At 41.3% G+C, this 19,675-nt stretch carries 22 protein-coding genes; 9 read left to right on the top strand and 13 right to left on the bottom strand.

The window, feature by feature from the left end; all coding sequences use genetic code 11:
* Positions 1-68: 68 nt before the first annotated feature.
* Positions 69-647: a D-glycero-alpha-D-manno-heptose-1,7-bisphosphate 7-phosphatase gene (locus BSG1_RS01265; RefSeq protein ID WP_006834967.1), complete on the bottom strand. Its 579-nt coding sequence runs from the start codon at positions 645-647 to the stop codon at positions 69-71.
* Between the two features lie 295 nt (positions 648-942).
* Between BSG1_RS01265 and BSG1_RS01260 the strand changes: the two genes are divergently transcribed.
* Both BSG1_RS01260 and BSG1_RS01255 read left to right on the top strand, forming a co-directional pair.
* A complete protein-coding gene (locus BSG1_RS01260; protein WP_006834965.1) occupies positions 943-1,395 on the top strand; it encodes an OsmC family protein in 453 nt (150 codons plus the stop codon).
* A 107-nt stretch (positions 1,396-1,502) separates the two neighbouring features.
* On the top strand, positions 1,503-1,877 hold the full coding sequence (locus BSG1_RS01255) for an SET domain-containing protein (protein WP_006834964.1): 375 nt from the start codon (positions 1,503-1,505) through the stop codon (positions 1,875-1,877).
* Between the two features lie 61 nt (positions 1,878-1,938).
* Here the strand turns inward: BSG1_RS01255 and BSG1_RS19665 are convergent, their stop codons facing one another.
* The 7 genes from BSG1_RS19665 to BSG1_RS01220 form a co-directional block, all read right to left on the bottom strand.
* Positions 1,939-2,382, bottom strand: coding sequence for a hypothetical protein (locus BSG1_RS19665; RefSeq protein WP_052302338.1), 444 nt, complete (start codon positions 2,380-2,382; stop codon positions 1,939-1,941).
* Between the two features lie 139 nt (positions 2,383-2,521).
* Complete coding sequence (locus tag BSG1_RS01245) at positions 2,522-2,848, bottom strand: DUF3784 domain-containing protein (RefSeq protein ID WP_006834962.1); 327 nt, start codon at positions 2,846-2,848, stop codon at positions 2,522-2,524.
* Positions 2,849-3,014: 166 nt separating this feature from the next.
* On the bottom strand, positions 3,015-3,794 hold the full coding sequence (locus tag BSG1_RS01240; RefSeq protein ID WP_006834961.1) for a class I SAM-dependent methyltransferase: 780 nt from the start codon (positions 3,792-3,794) through the stop codon (positions 3,015-3,017).
* A gap of 57 nt (positions 3,795-3,851) precedes the next feature.
* On the bottom strand, positions 3,852-4,616 hold the full coding sequence (locus tag BSG1_RS01235) for a nucleotidyltransferase domain-containing protein (RefSeq protein WP_044022164.1): 765 nt from the start codon (positions 4,614-4,616) through the stop codon (positions 3,852-3,854).
* 12 nt (positions 4,617-4,628) lie between these two features.
* A complete protein-coding gene (locus BSG1_RS01230; RefSeq protein WP_006834959.1) occupies positions 4,629-5,762 on the bottom strand; it encodes a M20 family metallopeptidase in 1,134 nt (377 codons plus the stop codon).
* A 149-nt stretch (positions 5,763-5,911) separates the two neighbouring features.
* Positions 5,912-7,159, bottom strand: a complete 1,248-nt coding sequence (locus BSG1_RS01225; protein ID WP_044022163.1) for a M24 family metallopeptidase — start codon at positions 7,157-7,159, stop codon at positions 5,912-5,914.
* Between the two features lie 560 nt (positions 7,160-7,719).
* Positions 7,720-8,910, bottom strand: a complete 1,191-nt coding sequence (locus BSG1_RS01220; RefSeq protein ID WP_006834957.1) for a cation:proton antiporter — start codon at positions 8,908-8,910, stop codon at positions 7,720-7,722.
* A gap of 164 nt (positions 8,911-9,074) precedes the next feature.
* Here BSG1_RS01220 and BSG1_RS01215 point away from each other — a divergent pair, with 164 nt between their 5' ends.
* Positions 9,075-9,323 carry a hypothetical protein gene (locus BSG1_RS01215; RefSeq protein ID WP_006834956.1) on the top strand — a complete coding sequence of 83 codons (249 nt, stop codon included), beginning with the start codon at positions 9,075-9,077 and terminating at the stop codon, positions 9,321-9,323.
* A 61-nt stretch (positions 9,324-9,384) separates the two neighbouring features.
* On the opposite strand, the gene BSG1_RS01210 is transcribed toward BSG1_RS01215, so the two are convergent.
* The 3 genes from BSG1_RS01210 to ltaE form a co-directional block, all read right to left on the bottom strand.
* The gene (locus BSG1_RS01210; protein WP_006834955.1) at positions 9,385-10,380 is read right to left on the bottom strand and encodes a zinc-binding dehydrogenase; all 996 of its coding nucleotides are present in this window, start codon (positions 10,378-10,380) and stop codon (positions 9,385-9,387) included.
* Between the two features lie 219 nt (positions 10,381-10,599).
* Positions 10,600-11,013, bottom strand: coding sequence for a sporulation protein (locus BSG1_RS01205; protein ID WP_006834954.1), 414 nt, complete (start codon positions 11,011-11,013; stop codon positions 10,600-10,602).
* A gap of 169 nt (positions 11,014-11,182) precedes the next feature.
* The gene (gene ltaE / locus BSG1_RS01200) at positions 11,183-12,205 is read right to left on the bottom strand and encodes a low-specificity L-threonine aldolase (protein WP_044022162.1); all 1,023 of its coding nucleotides are present in this window, start codon (positions 12,203-12,205) and stop codon (positions 11,183-11,185) included.
* A 321-nt stretch (positions 12,206-12,526) separates the two neighbouring features.
* Here ltaE and BSG1_RS01195 point away from each other — a divergent pair, with 321 nt between their 5' ends.
* The 3 genes from BSG1_RS01195 to BSG1_RS01190 all read left to right on the top strand — a co-directional run bounded on the left by BSG1_RS01195 (position 12,527) and on the right by BSG1_RS01190 (position 15,340).
* Positions 12,527-13,783, top strand: a complete 1,257-nt coding sequence (locus BSG1_RS01195) for a helix-turn-helix transcriptional regulator (RefSeq protein WP_006834952.1) — start codon at positions 12,527-12,529, stop codon at positions 13,781-13,783.
* Positions 13,784-13,796: 13 nt separating this feature from the next.
* Positions 13,797-13,931: a hypothetical protein gene (locus BSG1_RS21490; protein ID WP_006834951.1), complete on the top strand. Its 135-nt coding sequence runs from the start codon at positions 13,797-13,799 to the stop codon at positions 13,929-13,931.
* Between the two features lie 176 nt (positions 13,932-14,107).
* Positions 14,108-15,340 (top strand): aminopeptidase, encoded by a 1,233-nt coding sequence (locus tag BSG1_RS01190; protein WP_006834950.1) that lies wholly within the window; start codon positions 14,108-14,110, stop codon positions 15,338-15,340.
* Between the two features lie 96 nt (positions 15,341-15,436).
* On the opposite strand, the gene BSG1_RS19995 is transcribed toward BSG1_RS01190, so the two are convergent.
* Positions 15,437-15,583, bottom strand: a complete 147-nt coding sequence (locus BSG1_RS19995; RefSeq protein WP_006834949.1) for a DUF3934 family protein — start codon at positions 15,581-15,583, stop codon at positions 15,437-15,439.
* Positions 15,584-15,768: 185 nt separating this feature from the next.
* Between BSG1_RS19995 and BSG1_RS01185 the strand changes: the two genes are divergently transcribed.
* Complete coding sequence (locus BSG1_RS01185) at positions 15,769-15,969, top strand: DUF2188 domain-containing protein (protein ID WP_006834948.1); 201 nt, start codon at positions 15,769-15,771, stop codon at positions 15,967-15,969.
* Positions 15,970-16,151: 182 nt separating this feature from the next.
* Positions 16,152-16,985 (top strand): alpha/beta fold hydrolase, encoded by an 834-nt coding sequence (locus tag BSG1_RS01180; protein ID WP_006834947.1) that lies wholly within the window; start codon positions 16,152-16,154, stop codon positions 16,983-16,985.
* A gap of 544 nt (positions 16,986-17,529) precedes the next feature.
* Here BSG1_RS01180 and BSG1_RS01175 read toward each other — a convergent pair.
* A complete protein-coding gene (locus BSG1_RS01175; RefSeq protein ID WP_006834945.1) occupies positions 17,530-18,369 on the bottom strand; it encodes a DUF1206 domain-containing protein in 840 nt (279 codons plus the stop codon).
* 242 nt (positions 18,370-18,611) lie between these two features.
* On the opposite strand from BSG1_RS01175, the gene BSG1_RS01170 reads away from it, so the two are divergent.
* Positions 18,612-19,139, top strand: a complete 528-nt coding sequence (locus BSG1_RS01170) for a D-glycero-alpha-D-manno-heptose-1,7-bisphosphate 7-phosphatase (RefSeq protein ID WP_006834944.1) — start codon at positions 18,612-18,614, stop codon at positions 19,137-19,139.
* Positions 19,140-19,675: the final 536 nt, after the last annotated feature.

The following is a 19,675-nucleotide window of genomic DNA, read 5'->3' as shown; positions in this document are numbered from 1 at the left end:
TACATTCCTCCCCCTCTGAATTGCATGCGGCTTAAATATGTTTAATCAAGAGCTCCCCTCTTGATTAGCTAGCCTTTTAAAAGAAGGTCATTCCCTATCCATTCGACTGCACCTACAAGGTCTTCTGTGACGGCATCTGGTTCAATCCCTTGCCATGTATGACGGTGTGTTGTGAGTGAACTGATTCCCCAGCCCGTTTTGACAAGAACTTTCTTTGCTCCAACAGCCTCTGCCGCCGCCATATCAGAACTCCCTGTGTCTCCGACGATATAACATTGTTCAAGCTTCAGGTTATACTCGCTCTTCGCTTTTAGAAGCATACCCGCTTTCGGTTTTTGACAACTGCATTCATCATCAGGTTTATGCGGGCAGTAATAGATAGCATCCAGAAACGCCGAGTGTTCGGCCAAATCGCCCTTCATCCGCTCCAACCCTTTTAAAAGTTCCTCTTCTGTAAAATACCCTCTTCCAACCCTGGTCTGGTTGGTGAACAAAAAGACTTTTATACCTAGTTCGTTCAGCTTCTTTATGGCATGTGGGGAGAAGTCATACATTGAAAATTCAGAAGGGTGCACTCCCCCGCCTGTCCCGCCTATTGTTCCATCTCTATCTAAAAATACGGCGATAATGACTATCACTTCCTTCACTTACATTCATGCCAGAACAGGAAATATTACTGCATTTCAACGGAACTTCATTGAATAACGGTTCCAGCCAAGCCTGCATCGCTCTATGGTCCGTTCCCATTGAGTGCAAAATGACTAACGGTTTGCCCTCCCCTATAATCTTATAATGAATTCTGCCATAGCTCACTTTACATTCCATAGGTTTCATCTTCTTTCTTTTCGCTTATCTTTTATGATTTCGACCCTCTCTTATATTTCTCCTCCTGATTAAGATTCTGTTAAAATGGAATACATGATTGACTAAGGAGGAAACACTATGGCTGAGCACCACTTTCACTTAAAAGCAAACTGGCCTGGATTGCGAAATGATATCGGTGATATTGAAACGAAAAACATGAAAACCGCAATCTCCATTCCGAAAGAAATGGATGGACCTGGAATTGGAACAAACCCTGATGAAATGCTTCTTGGGGCAGCGGGGACTTGCTTCATTATCACATTGGCAGCCATGATGGAAAGAAGCCGGCTGGAGAAAATCGATCTGACCTTAGATTCAGAAGGAATTGTTGACGTTACCAAAGGAATCATCACTTATAAAAAAATCATTCACAAACCACTTATCACCTTGAAAAGTGACGCAACAGAAAGAGACATATCGCTTGCCAAAAAACTGGCGGAAAAAGCCGAGGCTTCCTGTATGATTACCCGCGCCATTAAAGGAAATGTAGAGGTTGAACTTCAAGCTGAAGTAGTGAAGTCAGAAGAGTAATTTATTAAAGCTAATTTGCACAATAACGATTTAATGGTTGCTTTCTTCTCAACGAACTGACAAACTAGAGAAACAAGATTGATACTGACAGAATAGAAGGTGAAGATATGATTGAAGTACGAACGTCCAAAGTCAGCGACGGAGAATTAAATAGAGGAGTATTTGCCACAAGGGATATTAAAAAAGGTGAGCTGCTGCATGAAGCTCCTGTCCTGCCTTACCCAAACAAAGAGCATGAGCACATTGAAAAAACACTTCTTGCTGATTATGCATTTGAATACGGCATTAACCATAGCGCATTGCTTCTTGGCTACGGGATGCTTTTTAACCATTCCTATGAACCGAATGCAACTTATGAAATAAATTTCCCTAACTTTACCTTCGACTTTTATGCCTACAAGGATATAAAAGCCGGAGAAGAAATTATGATTAACTATAACGGCGAAGTCGATGACAATGAGCCGCTTTGGTTTAATAAATAACATTTAAAAACGGAAGGCAGCCTGAGAGGCATGCTTTCCGTTTTTACTTTGAAGAATTTATTCAAATGCCCCTTAAATTCCTCAACCCCATAATAATTCCTATTGAGAGCATGACAATCAGAATGGACAATACCATAACAGAGACTTTTCCATTATAAACAACAGGCTCTTTTGCTCCGTATATTCCTTTTTTATCTGCCCTATGATAAATTCCATTATCCACTTCAACCGCAATCGCATTATCTGTACTTATATTTTTTATAGTATAAAATTTTGTCCCCATACTAAATTCATTGGAAAAATTCGCGGGGAGCTGCTGCATATCAGAAAATGCCGTCACCTCTCCGATTTTCATTTCAATATCAATAACAGGTTCTTCCGTAACTACATAAATGTGACCTTGCCAAACAATGAATGGATACGCCCATGAAGTGGCAATCGTATTAGATGCTATAGAGGTAAAAGATAACATTATTCCTAGTAAGCAAAACGTTATGCGAGCCATAGCTGAACCCCTTAAAATTAGAATTTTCCTATTTTATTAGACGTTCATTCTTTAAAAAGGTTTCTTTTGAAAGGTGCTATACCATTGATTAATGGTTGATTTAAAGTGTAGATTTGAGCAAAGGAAATGAGGTTTTTGCTTAATTACCTTTCTTTTTAAATCTGTTTCCGGTATTAAAATAAACTAATCCAAAAAGAATAAAACAAAAAAATAAAACCAGACCTATGAAATACATAGCTTGGATTTCTAATATTTCACTTAATGCCCACAATAAAATACTAAAGCTTATTCCGTACATAATTTTCCCTGTAAACTTGCAGAGCGCCATCTCATCAAATTCAGCCTTTTCACTGTCAGACATTGTATTATACCCTGCAATTAAGAATGCTCCCTTTCCTTTTGAAAGAAAGCTAGCTAGGATAAAAAAAGCAATAAATCCAATAATATTGATAATAGTTCCCACCATGCAAATACCTAACCTCCATTTCTTAAATGTTTATTCGTTATTTTTTCTATGCAGTTCTACTATTTATACGGTATTATGCAACTAAGGTTTCATTCATCAGTTTATTTCTCACTACAAAAAAGCGGATCCATTATCGGAACCGCTTTTCAACCATCTTACTATTTTCTCAGAAGGATAGTTTTGTCGCCCTGGTGCTAATAAAGGTTTTAATATATTGATCCAGCATCCTGTTACCACCGAAATCGTCTTCATACAAGCCCGTTATCGCCAGCCCGGCATCAACCTGCCCTTGTATTTGATCTTCTAAAGTATGACCGAATTCTACTGTATGGTTGGCTTCGAGATATTCCTTTATCTGTTCCTCATCCATATGATCCAATGAAGTAGAAGGAATCGAATGACGAACCACCAGTTTTCCCTGCATTTCCATTTCATCATCGAAAATAAATAATAACGGATTTGTAAACCCGGAAATCAGGGTACCGCCTTGTTTTAACACTCTGGCAGCTTCCTTCCAAACAGGTTTGATATCTTCTACAAATAAATTGGACACCGGGTGAATGATGATATCAAAGGTTTCGTTGTCAAACATATGTAAATCGGACATATCCCCCTGCACAGTTTTTAACTGGAGTCCGTCCCTTCCAGCTACAGCGATGTCTTGTTCTAATTGCGCTTCAGAGATATCCATTACTGTTACCTCTCCGCCCGCGGCTGCAAGTACAGGGCCCTGCTGGCCGCCGCCTGATGCCAGGCAAAGAATCTTCTTATCTAATAGTGATTCAGGAAACCAAGACCTCGGTACCGGTTTGGTCGTGGTCACTGTTATCTCCCAGTCTCCTGCCTTGCTTCTGCTGATTACCTCTTCACTCACTGCCTTTGTATAGACAGCTCCCTCTTCCACTTTTTTATTCCAAGCTTTTCTATTCTGATTCCTCATATCCATATTAACTGTTCCTTCCCTGATTGTTACTTTGATCGCTATTGAGGCATATGAATTTCATCATATATCTCCCTTTACCAATTCCCTGAAAACGTTATTAATCTCTTCATGAGGGACTTTATTATGATCCCTAAATGTTAGGGTAGTTCTAGAAAGCTTTTCCATTTCCGCCTCTATGAATGAGTAGAGAGCGGGGACTGTTATATTAATGACTTCTGCACCGGCTTTTTTCAGCTCTACTATACTGGCCAGATCCTCACAAACCCTGCGGTCCTTAACCGTTTGTTCATATAGAGTCTGAAATTTTACTGGAGGAAAGGTCTCGTGCTCTTTTATCCATAAACAGCAGAGAATTCCCCTCAGTAGATGGAGTGACAGTTTTGGGGATTTCACTTCACCCTTCAGCCATTTATTCCAATTTGACTTGGACATGCTGAGGTAGTGATAGTAGCAGGATACAGCCGAAAACAGCTCAGTTTCCAACGGAAGCACACTTTCGCAAAAGTGTTGATCTGCTATCAACCGTTCCTTTGTATGAAGCCATTCCAGCATGGAGGGGTTCGATTTTTTGAATAGATTTAAAGCCTTCCTGAGATCCCAGCCGCTTATTTCTAAATCTTCATTGACCTGCTTTTCAATAACATCACTCTTCTTCTCCAGCGACAAATACCAATCCAATGAATGTTTATAGATAAACCTTATATCCCAGTCACTCTTCGGAGAATGAAAGCCCCACGCCCTGCTCCCGGCCTGGACAGCATAGAGGATTTTAACACCGTATTCTCTTTCCATTCTATTTAATTCACTGAGGACCAGGTCATCCATAAGCATTTCACCTCATTGTGAAAGATTTTCAATCACTTTTGCTAATAGCAGGGTGCGTTCGGAAAGCGAGGACACATCGAGGTATTCTTTGTCACTATGTGCATTGCCGCCAATCGGTCCCATCCCATCAATGGTTGCAACCCTTGCAGCTGAGGTGAAGGACGCATCGGACCCGCCGCCTGTTGACGTATCGGTGATTTCAATCCCCATCTCTTCACCTACAGCAATAATTTTTTGCAGTAACTGGTTATTCCGTTTATTTTTCTCCATAGGAGGTCTGTTGATTTCACCTTCAAAAATGATTTCAGTGCCGGGGACATCGGTTTTGGAACAAATTTCTTCCATTTTTTCTTCTACCGAATGGGCCTGCTCTGACTCTGTAATCCTTATTTCCATTTGCGCACTTGCGTGGTCGGAAACCGTATTGACTGAAGAGCCCCCTTCTATCAACCCGACATTGACACTGATACCATTTTCATGGTCATTCAATTCGTGCATCTGTATGACTTTATGAGCAAGTTCCTCTATCGCACTTCTGCCTTTTTCAGGTTCGATTCCGGAGTGTGCAGCTCTTCCAATCACATTCAGTGTATAATTTCCTTTTCCTCTTCGTGACGAAACAAGGGACCCGTCTTTCCTGGCAGGCTCCATGATCAAAGCATATTTCTTCCCTTTTGCAGCCTCTTTTATCAAATCTTGTGAAGAAGGGGAGCCAATCTCCTCATCACTGTTCAGCAAAATTTGCACATTACGGGAATGAGGTGATTTTTCCGCCAGCAAAGCTTTCATGGCATATAACAGAGTGACAAGACTGGACTTCATATCAATGACACCAGGTCCGTAAGCCATATTCCCCTCCAGCCTGAATGGCCTTTCCAAAGCAGTTCCTTCCGGAAAAACAGTATCCATGTGAGCGATCACGAGAATATCCGGATCTACTGCTTCCCTATGTTGGATGATCAAATGATTTCCGTACTCGTCCTGATGTACAACATCTATATTAAATCCAATCTTTTCATATTCCCTTTTTAAAAGAGATCCTATCCTGTCAACACCAGCTTTATTTCCCGACCCGCTGTCAATATTCACCAGTGTTTCAATCAACTTCAGCATTTCTTCTTGCCTATTCGATATATATTCTTGCACTATACTCTCTCCCAGCTTTCTCCATGAATCTCAATACAACGTTTGGTTTTACCTTCTATTATACCATGTGTCGATGGAGAAACGATTGATTTACAGATATAAGAATATATTCAAGCTTCATTTCACACATGCCAAGACTGGTGCGTAACCTATCGAATGAGGTAAAAACCTTTTTGCCGCTTCGCCATGTAATGAACTTTTCCCCCGCTGAAAGATATAGGTTCCTCAAGGTATATTGGAATATATTGATTCCATTCAGGAATATATGTGCGAACATTGAATTCGAGTGCATAACAGGTATTATCCTGGATGAGCAGTTCCCCTCTGCCTGGTATCTCTTCCTGTTTATCGTACAGACCAATATAAGGGCCAGCCCCATGGCAGTGGGTCCCGAGTGGATGAGAATACAGCATGGCCCTTAAGTTTCCTTCCTCCGCTGCCTTAATACTGTTTACAAACACATCATTGCCGCTTTTTCCAGTTTCAATAAAACCCGTTACAATATCCGCAAACCTTAATGCATTTTCAAATGCACGTGATAGCCCTTCCGGAGGCTCATTCTCTCCCTTTTTTAAAACGTATGCGAGCTGCTGTGTGTCTGTCGCCAGCCCGAGATAATGAATGCCAAAATCAAGGTGTACAATGTCTCCTGGAAGGATGATCGTATCCTCCAACCGGTCCTCTACACACCCTTGTCTTTGGATATCAACAGTAGGATAGAAAGAAGTTTGGAGGCCCAGGTCTAAAACTTGCTGCCTTATCCAGTCGACTACCTCCCCTGTGGAAGTAATCCCCGGATGGATGACCTTATTCGAAAGAGCCTCCTGTCCAATTTCCCTCGCAAGCTCACAAATATGCGGATAAGCTGCCATTTCCAGTGTACTTCTGGTCTGCAGCCAGTCCACTGCCAGTGATTCAGCACTAACAAAGCTGCATTTCTCACCCTCGGCCGCTTTCTCTAGTTTATTGAATAAGCTCACAGTCAAACCATCACTTGCTGCGTGTAACCCTCCTCTATTAACACCAATTTCAGCCGGTTTTTTTTCACGAATAATTCTTACTGCACATTCCCATTGGGTTTCCTTACCAGAGTCCCAGACATTTTGGTAAAAAGGCTGAAATGCCGGGTTTGGATGAAGAACAAACCGGTCCACACCGCCCTCTCCATCACTGCAAAAAATAAATATTGTCAGCCTCCTGGAACTGTCAATTGCTGAAGGAAAGAATGTGTGGATGATAGGATCTTCATTATACTCCCGACCAAACGTAATCCACATTTCAATACCGGATTCATTCATCACCCTAGGTAAGATAGTGTTCAGTCGCTCCTCAAGGACTCGATCTCTAAATGTATCCCGCCCTTTTACCGACATAATTTTCGAATATACTCGCTCCATATTCAGCCTCCCTCCTACTATAAACTTCTCTATTTTTGGGTGGTTTCCTTTATTATTGAGGAAATGTTGATGTATGTATTTACAGGGTGCTGAGGAATGAGATTGGGCCAGTGTGTTTGCTAAAACGAGAGCATGTTGGCCCATTTATTGGATTATTGGGCCAGTGAGATTCCTAAAGCCTGAGCATGTTGGCCCACTTATCGGGTTATTGGGCCAGTGAGATCCTTAAAACCATTTCATGTTGGCCCACTTATCGGGTTATTGGGCCAGTGAGATCGCTAAAACCATTTCATGGTGGCCCATTTATCGGATTATTGGGCCAGTGAGATTGCTAGAACCAGAGCTTGGTGGCCCATTTATTGGATTATTGGGCCAGTGTGGTTGCTAAAACCACATCTTGTTAGCCCATTTATTGAATTATTGGTCCAGTGAGATCGCTAAAACCAGATCTTGCTGGTCCATTAACTAGTTTATTGGGCCAGTGAGATGGCTTAAACCATATAATGTCGGCCCACTAATTCGCTTATTTTATTATTGTGCAGCATTCCCAACTGCAATAATCAGCGACTATGCTTAGAAAACATCCTTGATAGTGGATATACCAATGGACTTTGAATAATCAGGGACAGTACGATAGCTCCGTATGTGAGAGACAGAATCGCATCCGCCTGTCCGGTGCTTTCCGACGCCAGTCCCAATAATAAGGCAACGGACATTGTGCCCTTGATGCCTGACCAGGTAATCAATGAGATGTCATCCCATAGAAATTCTTTTCTCCACTTCTTAAACAGTTTTAATATGCCCGCCAACACAACAAAACGAACGATTAGGGACAGGCCGAAAATAATAAAAGTGAATCCGATATTCTGAAAGTCAATATGCTTCATAAATTCAATTCCAATCAGTAAAAACAAGATGGACAGGATACTCGGTTCGATGACCTCCCAAAAAGCATCCAGGTAACTTCGATAATCCTTCTCATTATCGGTGGTTTGCAGCTTCCATGACAGCATGATTCCTGAGGAAACCGAAGCGAGTACTCCCGAAACACCTAAGTGTTCGGCCAGATAAAAACTTCCGTAGGCGAGCACAATGCTCAACATAACCTGATACTGACGGTGATGAGTAAAATGATAAATTCTGCTGACCAGCCACCCGAAGACAATTCCAATTAGTAATCCTCCAAAAGACACAGATACAAAACTCCACAGAGCTGAAACCAGTTTCAATTCTTCATTAGACAAATACAGGTGTGAAATGACCGTGAATAACACGACACTCGTTCCGTCATTCACCATTGATTCTCCTTCAACCACCTCTGCGATTTTAGGACTGTTGGATGATTTCTTTAAAATGGATACTACAGACACAGGGTCAGTAGGCGTCAAAATGGCCGCTATCAATAAAGCTCCCATAAAGGATAACGATACTATTCCTACAAAGTAGACAGAGGCACCCAAAATAAAGACCGTCAAAATTAACCCAAGGGTGCTGAGTACACTAATAACACCCATATTTTTCTTTAAGCCATTGATTTTGAACTGATAAGCGGAAACAAATAAGAGAGCGGGTAAAAATACATCAAAAATCATATCCTTTGTGATTTCTATATCAGCAAAGAACGGGGTAAATGATAAGCCAATGCCAATCAGCAGAAGAACCATCGGAACGGGGAAATTTTTCTGTTTCTTATCAATCGTAAAAACAACGTATCCAATAAGAAGTAAAATAAATACATGTGTGTAACCCATGGCTGCACCTCCAGAAAAGTCTTTTAGTTTCTCTATTTCCTCCTTTTATCCGTGTTAAACTGGCCTTCCCCTGAGGTGATATGTGTAACAATGTTTACTACTTCTGAAGCCGGGTAAAAAATTACAAATTACCTTTTTAAATTTCTTGAAGGAGGAATCAGGGTATGAGACTGAAATCAAGTTTGCTTGTCGGTGCGGCTGCTGCTGGTGCCGGAATGTATATGAGAAAAAAAGACAATCGTGTTAAAATGCAAAATATGATGGAAAGCCTGAAACATAAGTGGAAAAACCGTAATAAAGACTTACCTGTAGAAAAAGCCGGTCACCCCCATCCGGATGATCTCGAAGATAACAAAATGGTCAGCGAAGGTGCTCAGACTTCTGTTCATTACTATAATTCAACGGCACAATAGCCACCAATATAAAAAGGATCTTACGGCTTGTAAGATCCTTTTTTCTATGTTCGCTATTAAGCTATTCTGATACCCGGAACGCAATCTTTCCTAAGTTCTCACTATTTTTCAGGCGATCCATTGCCTTTTCGTATTCTTCCAAGGGATACACACTGTCCACTACCGGAGTAATACTGTGTTCGGAAATGAACTCCAGCATTTCTTTAAACTCTTCTGCACTTCCCATGGTCGAGCCAAGGAGATTCAATTGACTGTAGAAGAAATCGCGGATATTTATTTCGATTTCATCCTCAGTTGTGGCTCCAAATGTTACGAGCGTACCGCCTTTTCTAAGCCCTTTAAGGGATTTAGTAAAAGTGGCTCTGCCAATGCTTTCGATGACAATATCTATCGTTTCATCTTTAAGCTCCTCATTCCAGTCACTGTTTGTCGATATACTGAAATCCGCACCAAGTTCGATTGCCGTTTTCTGTTTTTCTTCGCTGCGGGAAGTTACGATGACTCTTGCTCCTGCAGCTTTTGCAAATTTAAGCAGGAAAGTTCCGACTCCGCTGCCGATCCCAGGGATCAGAACGGTATCTCCTTCTTTTATTCTGGCACGGGTAAACAAGACCCGGTAAGCTGTCAAAGCAGCCAATGATAGTACGCCTGCTTCTTCCCAGTTCAGGTGCCCAGGCTTCTTCTCTACATTTTCGGCAGGAAGAACAATATATTCAGAGAATGTCCCGTGATCCGGAAGGCCGACAATTTCAAATCCTTCAGGCGGTGCATCGCTGTTATGTTTCCATCCGAGCCCCGGGTTAATGATAACTTCATCACCTTGGGCAACGTTCGTCACTCCGTCTCCTGTTCCCACTATTGTACCCGCACCATCCGAACCGATGATCAAAGGCGGCTGATCTTCTTTGTGCCTTGTTAAAACAATGAGATCCCTGCGGTTTAATCCTGCCGTTTTCAATTTGACCTTCACCATACCGCTGCTGACTTCAGGCTCTTGAAAATCCCTTACTGAGAGTCCCTGCATCCCCTGTCTGCCTTCATGGACAATCGCTTTCATGGTATTCCTCCTCTATTGAATCTATAAAAAGTTCTGTATATAGTTCTAAAAAACTCACTTCGTATGTATCTGTGCTATTGGATTGAGCTAGGTAACCACGGATTCCGAGTGGGTTGGCGCTGCAACTGGACGTGCCTGAGAAGAACGCACACCTTTCACTCATTCACCCAGTCGTACACACTGTAAAAAGTAAGTAAATAGCCATCTATATTGATTTTTTTAAAGGTCTTTGACAATTTTAATGCTGTCTTCATCCGTCGGGTCGACTGCCTGCGGAATATCCACAGTTGTGCGAAGAAACGTTTCTGTTTTCTCATCCGTCAGTGGATGGTCCTTTGAAAGGGAAAACTTAAATGGTATCCGTTTCTCTTCATGCGCTTTTACGACTCCAACATCGGTCAACGCACATCCGTGCAGCTCTTTTTCATGGTAGGAAAAATCGCTGTCTTTCCGATAATCATCAGTCCGGATAAAAACGGTCAGAACAATTTTATTAACTTGCTGATCTGACATGCCCCCCTCTATAATGACTTCCCCCTTAAGGTCACTTGATGGAGTCAAAGCAGGATTTTCGACAACCGTGTCCACTTTGATATTTCCAATACCAATACTCGACAAAAAATCTTTCCACATACCTCACTCACCCTTTCTTCACTTTTTGACATTCCGAATGAACCGCTATGTAATAATCATTTTTTAGATGCTTTTGCAGAAAATGATACTAACTACCAGAGGGAAAAGCAAGGAATACACCAAAAAGAGACCAACGCCGGCCGGTCTCCTTCAATAAGTATTATTTTTATTATTGCACGATCTTCTTTACAACTGAAATTGCATGGTCTATATCTTCACTGCTGACATCGAAATGGGTAGTAAAGCGGACAAGTGATGGACCAAACGTGACGGCAAGCACACCCTCTCCCTTCAATTGTTCAGTGAATTGGGCAGAAGTCAATCCGAGTTCAGATACATCTGCAACCACAATATTGGTGTCTACGCGATTAGCAATTTTCAATTTATCAATCGAGTTTAGTCCCTCAGCAAGCATCTTAGCGTTTTCATGATCATCAGCCAGTCTTTCCCGCATATTAGTTAAAGCATACAACCCTGGTGCTGCGATGATTCCTGCCTGCCGCAAACCGCCTCCGAGACGTTTCCTCCATTTTCTTGCTTTTTTAATGAAGTCGTTACTTCCAGCCAGAATTGAGCCAACCGGTGCACCAAGCCCTTTGGACAGGCAAACCTGAACAGTATCACTATACTGGGTGAACTCAGTCAATGGGACTCCTGCAGCTGCGGATGCATTAAAAAGTCTCGCGCCATCCACATGGACTGGAATGCCATACTTCTGGGCTGCGGTATAAATATCCTTCATATTGGAAGTGGGAACAATCGCACCACCAGCACGGTTGTGGGTGTTTTCTAGACAAATCAGACCCGTTTCCGGAAAATGCTGATCATCTTCACGGATGGCTGCTTTTACTTCTTCAGGGTCCATCGCTCCCCGGTTTCCCTTGATGGTCCTTGGCTGCACTCCCGCAAAAGCAGAGATGGCGCCTGATTCATAATAAAAAATATGTGACTCTGCTTCCAGTATCACTTCATTCCCAGGAGAGCAATGTGTCAAAACGGCAATTTGATTACCTTGGGTACCGCTCGTCACAAACAAGGCTGCCTCTTTTCCCAAAAGTTCTGCTGCCGTTTGTTCAAGCTCGATTACTGATGGATCTTCGCCATAAACATCGTCACCGACTTTGGCATTAAAAGCTGCCTCTCTCATTTCTTTCGTCGGTTTTGTCACCGTGTCGCTTCTTAAATCGATCATTTTATTCACTCCCATCTATGTAATTATCCCTATAATGACCGTCTATAAAATTATAACATTATTAGTTCAATTCAGTCTTATTCCGGTTATCACCAAGCATTCAAATCAAAATATAATTATAGTAATATTCGGACTATTTTCCTTTTTTCTGTGGTAATCTTAATATTGTTGATTGTTAAACTTGAGGAAAATTTTCATAGATTCTTCCTCATTTCACATATTCATTAAGGGGTGGTCAGGGGTATTTTCCCAAATAGCCAGATTCGTTCTAATTAGGGGAATATTTTATACTATTACTATAGATAGAGGGGAGAAAAAATCGTGACGATCGGAAGCAAAATCCGTTACCATCGCATGAAGAAGAAATTAACACAAGAAGAGCTTGCAACAGGAATTCTTTCCGTCTCTTATCTTTCCAAAATCGAGAATAACCAAACCACCGCCTCCTCTGAAGTGATAGAACTTCTCTGCAAACGTCTCGGAATCGAGTTACTTCAGGAAAATGATGAGGCTCTAAAAAAAACCTTCTCGGATTGGAATAAGGCGTTGTTGAGGAATGATCTCGAAGAAGCAGTACGCCTATTTGAGCTTGTTTCGGGCCACGTCATTCAAATAGATGATATCAATCTTCTTAACAGCTATCATATCCTCATGATCCGCTATCATATTTTACTAAAAGAATTCGAGCAGCCCAGAGAAATCATCGCTTCCCTGGAGAAAAGCTATAAAGGTCTCTCTGATAGACTCCGCTTCTATTTCCACAAGTTTGCCGGAAACTTTTGCTACATACAGGGGCAATTTGAGAAAGCCAATAACCATCTTGTAGAGGCAGAACATTATTTCGTCCTTGGAAACATTATCGACCATGAGGAAAAAGCGGATTTATTCTACTTAAAATCCCTCACTCTTGTTCAATTGAGGAAGCATGCCCTTGCCATTCATTACTCCGAGGAATCTCTGGCTCTCTATCAAAGTCTGTATCATAACAAAAGATGTGCAGAAATCCATTTGCTGCTTGGTGTCTGCTTCAGGCGGATCCAGAACATCAAAGAGGCCATCACGCATTATGAATGGGCAAATGAAATCAGTATAAATACCGGATACTCATCATTAAGAGGCAAGGTTGAACAAAATCTCGGGTACCTCAAATCCATGGATAACAGAACAGAAGATGCAATTGCTCATTATTTAAAAAGCCTGCAATTCAAACATGAAGATCAAAATAGCAAACTGACCACTATTCTCTCTCTGGTCAAGGAATATTACAAACTCAAAAGATTCGATGAAGTCATGCAATGGCTTCAAGAAGGAATTCATCTTTCCCTGCAAGAGAATAATAAGGAAAAGTATTATGAATTCAGAATCTATGAATTTGCTGTAGAAAAACTGGATGAGGAATTTGAGCACTTTATGAAAACTGAAGCGCTTCCCTACTTTGAGAACACAGGGAATCCCCATCTGCTGGCTCAGTATTCTAAATTTCTTGGTACTTACTATCAGGAAATTAGAAAATATAAATATGCCGCACATTACCTCACCAAGGCGAATGTGGCATATGAAAAAATTATAGGATTATAGGAGGAGATTGAGAATGAAAAAGCTAAAAAGAATCACAGTTGCCGCCCTGGTACTAATCGCCCTATCCGCAGCCGGAACATCCGTAAGTGCACAAGAGGAAGACCTGCCTCCGCCAAATGGCGGAATGCCGGCTTTGTCTGGACAATAATCACTACAGCTCCTGCCTCCTTTCTTGGAAGCAGGAGCTTTTTAACGCTTTAAAGCACTAAGAGGGACAGTCCCTCTTAGTGCTTTAAAGTACGAAAGCATCTTTATTATAAATGGAAAGTTTACGCAATGGATAGTATATTTAACTAGTAAGTTACTGCGAAGGGGGATATATGTATGATTTCTAAAGAGACTAAATTAGAGAGATATGCCGATTTACTGATCCGGGTGGGACTCAACATCCAGAAAGGGCAAACGCTGCTAATCAATGCTCCTATCAAGCAATCGGATTTTGTCGCTCAGTTATCTGAGAAAGCGTATGATGCCGGAGCCAAGAATGTTCTTGTCGAGTACTCAGATGAAAGATTGACTAGATTGAAGATGGAGAAAGCTCCGGAGGAAGGATTAAGAGACTTTCCGACTTGGAAAGCAAAAGGTTTTGTAGAAATGGCCAAGAACAACGTCGCTGTACTTAATCTTAATTCCCCTAATCCAACGTTGCTTAAAGGTATCGATGCCCAGCGTGTCGCGATGGCCAACAAAGCTAGCGGTGAAGCATTCAAGGAGTTCCAGCCTTACATCTCAGGCGGACGGATCAGCTGGCTGATTGCAGCGGTTCCTTCAGTAGCATGGGCCAAAAGTGTTTTTCCAGAGCTCTCTGAAGAGAAAGCTGTCGAGGAGCTGTGGGAGAAGATCTTCTACACAACAAGAGTGGATCAGGAAAACGCTGTCCAGCTCTGGAAAGAACATATTGAACACATGACACAGAACGCCGATCACCTTAATGACCGTGACTATCGGAAGCTGCATTATAAGGGCCCTGGCACCGATTTCACAGTCGAAATTCATTCAAAGAGCAAATGGATCTGTGCTCAGTTCACTAACGATCAAGGTATTCATTTTGTGCCGAATCTTCCTACCGAGGAAGTGTTTACGATTCCTGTGCGTAACAGTGTAAATGGAACTGTCAGCAGCACCAAACCATTAAATTACAGCGGCAACCTGATCAACAACTTCAGCCTGACCTTCAAAGACGGGAAAGTGACAGATTTCCACGCAGAAGAAGGCTATGAAACATTAAAAGGATTGCTTGAAACAGATGAGGGTGCGTCTTTCCTTGGAGAGATTGCGCTTGTTCCGCACAACTCACCAATTTCAAATACAAATATTATTTTCAACAACACCCTGTTCGATGAAAATGCCTCATGCCATATCGCCTTAGGGAATGCCCTTTCTATTTGTGTAGAAAACGGGAAAGAAATGAGCAAGGATGAATTAAAAGAAATCGGATTCAACGAGAGTCTGACTCATGTGGATTTCATGATCGGTTCAGAACAATTGGATATCGACGGAATACGAGAAGACGGCTCAGTTGAACCCATCTTCCGCAAAGGCAATTGGGCGTTTTAATTAATGGTTTTTGTAAATGTTAACTAATGAATAGAAAGACAGTCTGAAACATAAAAGAAGAAGAGCTGCATCCCCTTGTGGAGGCAGCTCTTCTTTCTATTTGTCCTTCTCAGATCCATTTCCGCCTTTGGTACCCTTGCTTGTATATGGCTTGGCTGCTTTTTTCTTTGCACTTTTCTGCCAGCGGTTCCAGCCTTTCTTTCCGGTTCCCTTGCCTGTTCCGCCGCCTTTACTTTTGCTCACTTTATATCAACTCCATTATATGGTACTCAGTTTCACTTGTATTGAAGGTCTATTATATCAAAAAGACGTTTATGAAAACAGAGGAGAAAATGGTTGGGGCCATTTTTATATCAATATAACTTCAGGTTTTACTCCTCCATAATCAGGGAAAGAAAAAATTGAAGACTTAGAAAGGAGCGATATATATGAAAGAATATTACGTAGTACCTAATAAGGATGAAACCGGCTGGTATGTGAAAATTGAAGATGTAGCTCCAACAACACTTTACAATGGACGCTCGGAAGCTATTGATGAAGCTGAAAAACTTGCCAAAGAAAATCAGCCAGCAAAAGTGTTAATAGAAAAAGAAAACCATGAAGTGATAAGCGAAAAAACCTTTTCCTAATACGAATGTTTGAAAAGCCATTTCGGCCAAGACCCCTGGCCGGAAGCGGCTTTTTTTCATTTGTCTTAATGATTTACCAAATATTACTTGGTTTGTTACAAAAGAATTTCATTTAAAACATTTTCAAGTCATACATAATCGTTTATCATAGATATATTAGTACTAAAAGGAGATTACCTCTTATGAAATCCACCCTTAATAAAAAGAAGGTTTTGTCCGTCGGAGCTATGCTCTTACTCGCCTTCACATTAATTTATATATCATTGAAATCACAGATTGCTGAATCAAAAGAAAATAACTCTGCGCAAACCGACACACCTACTGTTTTTGTTCATGGCTATAAAGGAACCTATAACTCTTTCAAAACGATGCTCTATCGATTTGAAGAAAACAAGTGGGGAAAAAGGCAATTAGTTGTGTATGTGTCCGCTACAGGAGATATCACTTGGAAAGGTTCACTTCTTTCCGGCTCGAAGCTCCCGCCTCTTGTTCAAGTTATCTTTGAGAAAAATAAAGCATCTATTGCAGAAACGTCCACATGGCTTCAGCATGTCATGGCAGGCTTGAAAAACAAGTATGGAGTTGAACAGGTCAACCTGGTTGGACACTCGATGGGCGGTCTCGTCTCTACACACTATCTTGAGACGGTCAATGGTAGTGAAGAGCACCCCGAAACGGTGAAATTTGCTGCTATTGGAAGCCCTTTTGACGGGATCTCCCATGAATCTTATCACCAAGTGAATACCGGGGAAGCCGTCATAGATTTAAAACCTGATTCAGAAGCCTTGAAGAGCCTCGTGAAAAACAAGGATCAGTTTCCAGCCAACCTCGAAGTATTGGCCATTGCTGGATCAGGAGATGGAGTCGTCGACATCGACAGCGCCTTCGCCATCCGAAACATTGTTATGGAGGAAAAACTGCAAATACAGCTGATTGAAGATGAAAAAATTGATCACAGCGGGTTGCATGAAACAGAAAAAGTAGATAAATTGCTGAAGAAGTTCCTATGGGATTAGAGAGCCTGATTTTTAAATCAGGCTTTTTTGTTTGAATTCTATTCTAAACATTCGTGTTCCTTCTATAAGAATGCCATGCAACTGTCAAATAAATGCCTTTTAAAAATTTTTCGGCTTTCATTACTTTCATGTAGACTAACATTACTTCTTCTCTATACCAACCTTCCCTTTCATTTAAGTTCACGCGCCTTATAGGGGCACATTTCCTCTCTTATCGTTACCCTCCATCTCTGTTCAGAGCCATGAAGGGGTACGATTCCACTCTAATCGTTACCCTTCCTCTCGGTTCCAAGCCATGAAGGGACACGATTCCACTCTAATCGTTATCCTTCATCTCGGTTCCAAGCCATGAAGGGGCACATTTCCTCTCAAATCGTTACCCTTCCTCTCGGTTCCAGACCATGAAGGGGTACATTTCCTCTCTAATCGGTACCCTTCCCCTAGGTCGCGCCTTGTAGGGATACACTTTTTTCTAATCATTAATTACCCCTTCTTATATTAAAAAAAATGGCTGCCGCGAAATGCGGCAGCCTGTTATCTCTGATTAATAAAACGCCATATTCTTATTTTTGCCTTTAAGAATCTGAAATACTCCGTATGCTGCAAGACCTATTGCAACAAATCCCAGCATCCATTGTCCAAACGGCTGTTGTGCAATTTCTGAAAGTGCTGCATCAAGACCCTTTGCCTTGTTTGGATTCGTTGTGATTGCCGTCTGAATCAGAAAATATCCAGTTATACAAAAGACGACGCCTCTGGCCATCAATCCGGCTTTACCAGTTTTCTTTCCAAGCTGATACTCTTTCTTATCCATTTTGCTTCTTTGGAAGGAGTCGGCAAATTTTTCACTGTATCCTTTATAAATTTCATAAATTCCATATCCAATAACAGCTGCACCTGCAATGCCGACCATCCATTGACCAAATGGCTGGGCAAGAACCTGGGCCGTTATAGTTTGCCTGCTGCTTCCTCCCCCGCTGCTTCCAGCATTCGTAGCGATTTGAACTGCTTTGGCGGCAAGTCCTGCATATACAATCGCACTAAACAAAAATCCGATTCTTACCAAGATTCCTTTTGCATCATGTCCTTTGTTCTGCGGATCGGTTATGGCTTCGACAATCTTCCATAGTACATATCCAGCCAGACCTACTGCCAGTACCCACAGCAAAATTTCACCAAACGGCTGACTGGCAATCGAGGCCAATGCCCCATCGGTTCCAGTGGTTTTACCTCCTGCACCAATGGCTGCCATGAAAGCAAGAACACCTATCAAGACGTATACGCTCCCCTTTGCCAAATATCCCATGCGCCCCAGTCCTTTAACCCAAGGCTTCGCTTCATGAGCGCCTTTTTTGGCATGTCCTTTCGCCTGTTCTTTATTCATGTCAAATACTCCTCTCAATTGTAAATGGTATCTTTCTTTATCTTGTAATTTCCCATATTTCCATAATCGGAAACTTCTTTCTGTACAAGATTATAGATTCAGTCAGAAAAGAAAATACTGATAGAAGAGCAAAGTATTAACAATAATAATTGATGAAATTTTCTGTTATTTCCCCGGAAAGCGCAGGATATGACAAAATGCGCTTAACTAGAGAATAATCTGTATGAAAAAGGAGAATTATCATGGAAAAAGCCGTTTTTTTAGATCGTGACGGAGTAATAAATGAGGTTTTATCGAAAAGGGTTAAATTCGTCAATAAACCTTCCGACATTTATTACCTGGAGAAAGTTCCCGAAGCAATCAAAATGTTGAATGATAAGGGCTATAAAATCTTTATAGTGACAAACCAGGGAGGCGTCGGGCTGGGCTACCTTTCTAAAGAAGGCTTAGAAAGAATTCATACTAGAATGAAGCATGACATAGAAAAAGAAGGCGGCATAATCGAGGAATTCTCCAGCTGCATCCATAAGCCTTATGAAGGATGTGCCTGCAGAAAACCTGAAGCTGGAATGATTTTGTCTCTGGCTGAAAAATATGAGATCGACATATCACAAAGCTATATGATTGGAGACCGGGAGCCGGATATTGAGGCGGGTAAAAAAGCCGGCTGTGCCACTATTCTAATTGCCAATCAGGATCCTGAAAACCTTGCTGACCATTACTTCCCCTCTCTTTATGAAGCCGCTAAATTTTTATACGGTCAATCTTAAATATATAGTTAATTTCAACATCATACTTTTGGTTAAAGATAAAAGACCGTTATATAAGTTAAAGACTATGCTGGTTCAGAGTCCCTCTCTTTACTGCCTTTTTAATTCCAAGGGTTTTAAGCAAAATCATTAATGGGACTATGCTTATGTGTTAAGGTTACATATAGTAGTATGTTCTTTTACAATGGCTCTTTTCGTAAACTTTGTGTTGCTCTTATATACAAACTAAAAAAAATACTTACTTAATTAACTAAAAATAGCTGATAAACAAGAAGAAAAGAGCTAATTCGCCTTGTTCAGAGAAAAAAGCTCTTGTCTCAAAGGGAAAAATCCGGCTCTTTGTATTTTTCCAAGAGCAACATAAACAGCGTTTACAATAATATCCGAATTGAATAGAGTCCATGATTCTTGCTTTTTTTATAAGAATGCTTTCACAAAGTTTGTGGCTTGTTAATATGAGAATATTTTTGAATATATTGTTAATCGGAGCGCATTCAGCTCTACATATCAAACGCAACAATGGCTACGAAAAGAGT

Origin of the sequence: Bacillus sp. SG-1, assembly GCF_000181495.1 — a bacterium.
Lineage (GTDB): Bacteria > Bacillota > Bacilli > Bacillales > Bacillaceae_B > Rossellomorea.
This window is presented reverse-complemented; position numbering and strand designations above follow the sequence as displayed.

Coding starts and splice junctions, on each gene's coding strand:
- BSG1_RS01170 (WP_006834944.1), top strand. CDS start 18,612: ATGGAAAAAGCCGTTTTTTTAGATCGTGACGGAGTAATAAATGAGGTT.
- BSG1_RS01190 (WP_006834950.1), top strand. CDS start 14,108: ATGATTTCTAAAGAGACTAAATTAGAGAGATATGCCGATTTACTGATC.
- BSG1_RS01260 (WP_006834965.1), top strand. CDS start 943: ATGGCTGAGCACCACTTTCACTTAAAAGCAAACTGGCCTGGATTGCGA.
- BSG1_RS01240 (WP_006834961.1), bottom strand. CDS start 3,794: ATGGATATGAGGAATCAGAATAGAAAAGCTTGGAATAAAAAAGTGGAA.
- BSG1_RS21490 (WP_006834951.1), top strand. CDS start 13,797: ATGAAAAAGCTAAAAAGAATCACAGTTGCCGCCCTGGTACTAATCGCC.
- BSG1_RS01205 (WP_006834954.1), bottom strand. CDS start 11,013: ATGTGGAAAGATTTTTTGTCGAGTATTGGTATTGGAAATATCAAAGTG.
- BSG1_RS19665 (WP_052302338.1), bottom strand. CDS start 2,382: ATGGCTCGCATAACGTTTTGCTTACTAGGAATAATGTTATCTTTTACC.
- BSG1_RS01215 (WP_006834956.1), top strand. CDS start 9,075: ATGAGACTGAAATCAAGTTTGCTTGTCGGTGCGGCTGCTGCTGGTGCC.
- BSG1_RS01180 (WP_006834947.1), top strand. CDS start 16,152: ATGAAATCCACCCTTAATAAAAAGAAGGTTTTGTCCGTCGGAGCTATG.
- BSG1_RS01235 (WP_044022164.1), bottom strand. CDS start 4,616: ATGGATGACCTGGTCCTCAGTGAATTAAATAGAATGGAAAGAGAATAC.
- BSG1_RS01225 (WP_044022163.1), bottom strand. CDS start 7,159: ATGGAGCGAGTATATTCGAAAATTATGTCGGTAAAAGGGCGGGATACA.
- BSG1_RS01220 (WP_006834957.1), bottom strand. CDS start 8,910: ATGGGTTACACACATGTATTTATTTTACTTCTTATTGGATACGTTGTT.
- BSG1_RS01185 (WP_006834948.1), top strand. CDS start 15,769: ATGAAAGAATATTACGTAGTACCTAATAAGGATGAAACCGGCTGGTAT.
- ltaE (WP_044022162.1), bottom strand. CDS start 12,205: ATGATCGATTTAAGAAGCGACACGGTGACAAAACCGACGAAAGAAATG.
- BSG1_RS01245 (WP_006834962.1), bottom strand. CDS start 2,848: ATGGTGGGAACTATTATCAATATTATTGGATTTATTGCTTTTTTTATC.
- BSG1_RS01175 (WP_006834945.1), bottom strand. CDS start 18,369: ATGAATAAAGAACAGGCGAAAGGACATGCCAAAAAAGGCGCTCATGAA.
- BSG1_RS01210 (WP_006834955.1), bottom strand. CDS start 10,380: ATGAAAGCGATTGTCCATGAAGGCAGACAGGGGATGCAGGGACTCTCA.
- BSG1_RS01255 (WP_006834964.1), top strand. CDS start 1,503: ATGATTGAAGTACGAACGTCCAAAGTCAGCGACGGAGAATTAAATAGA.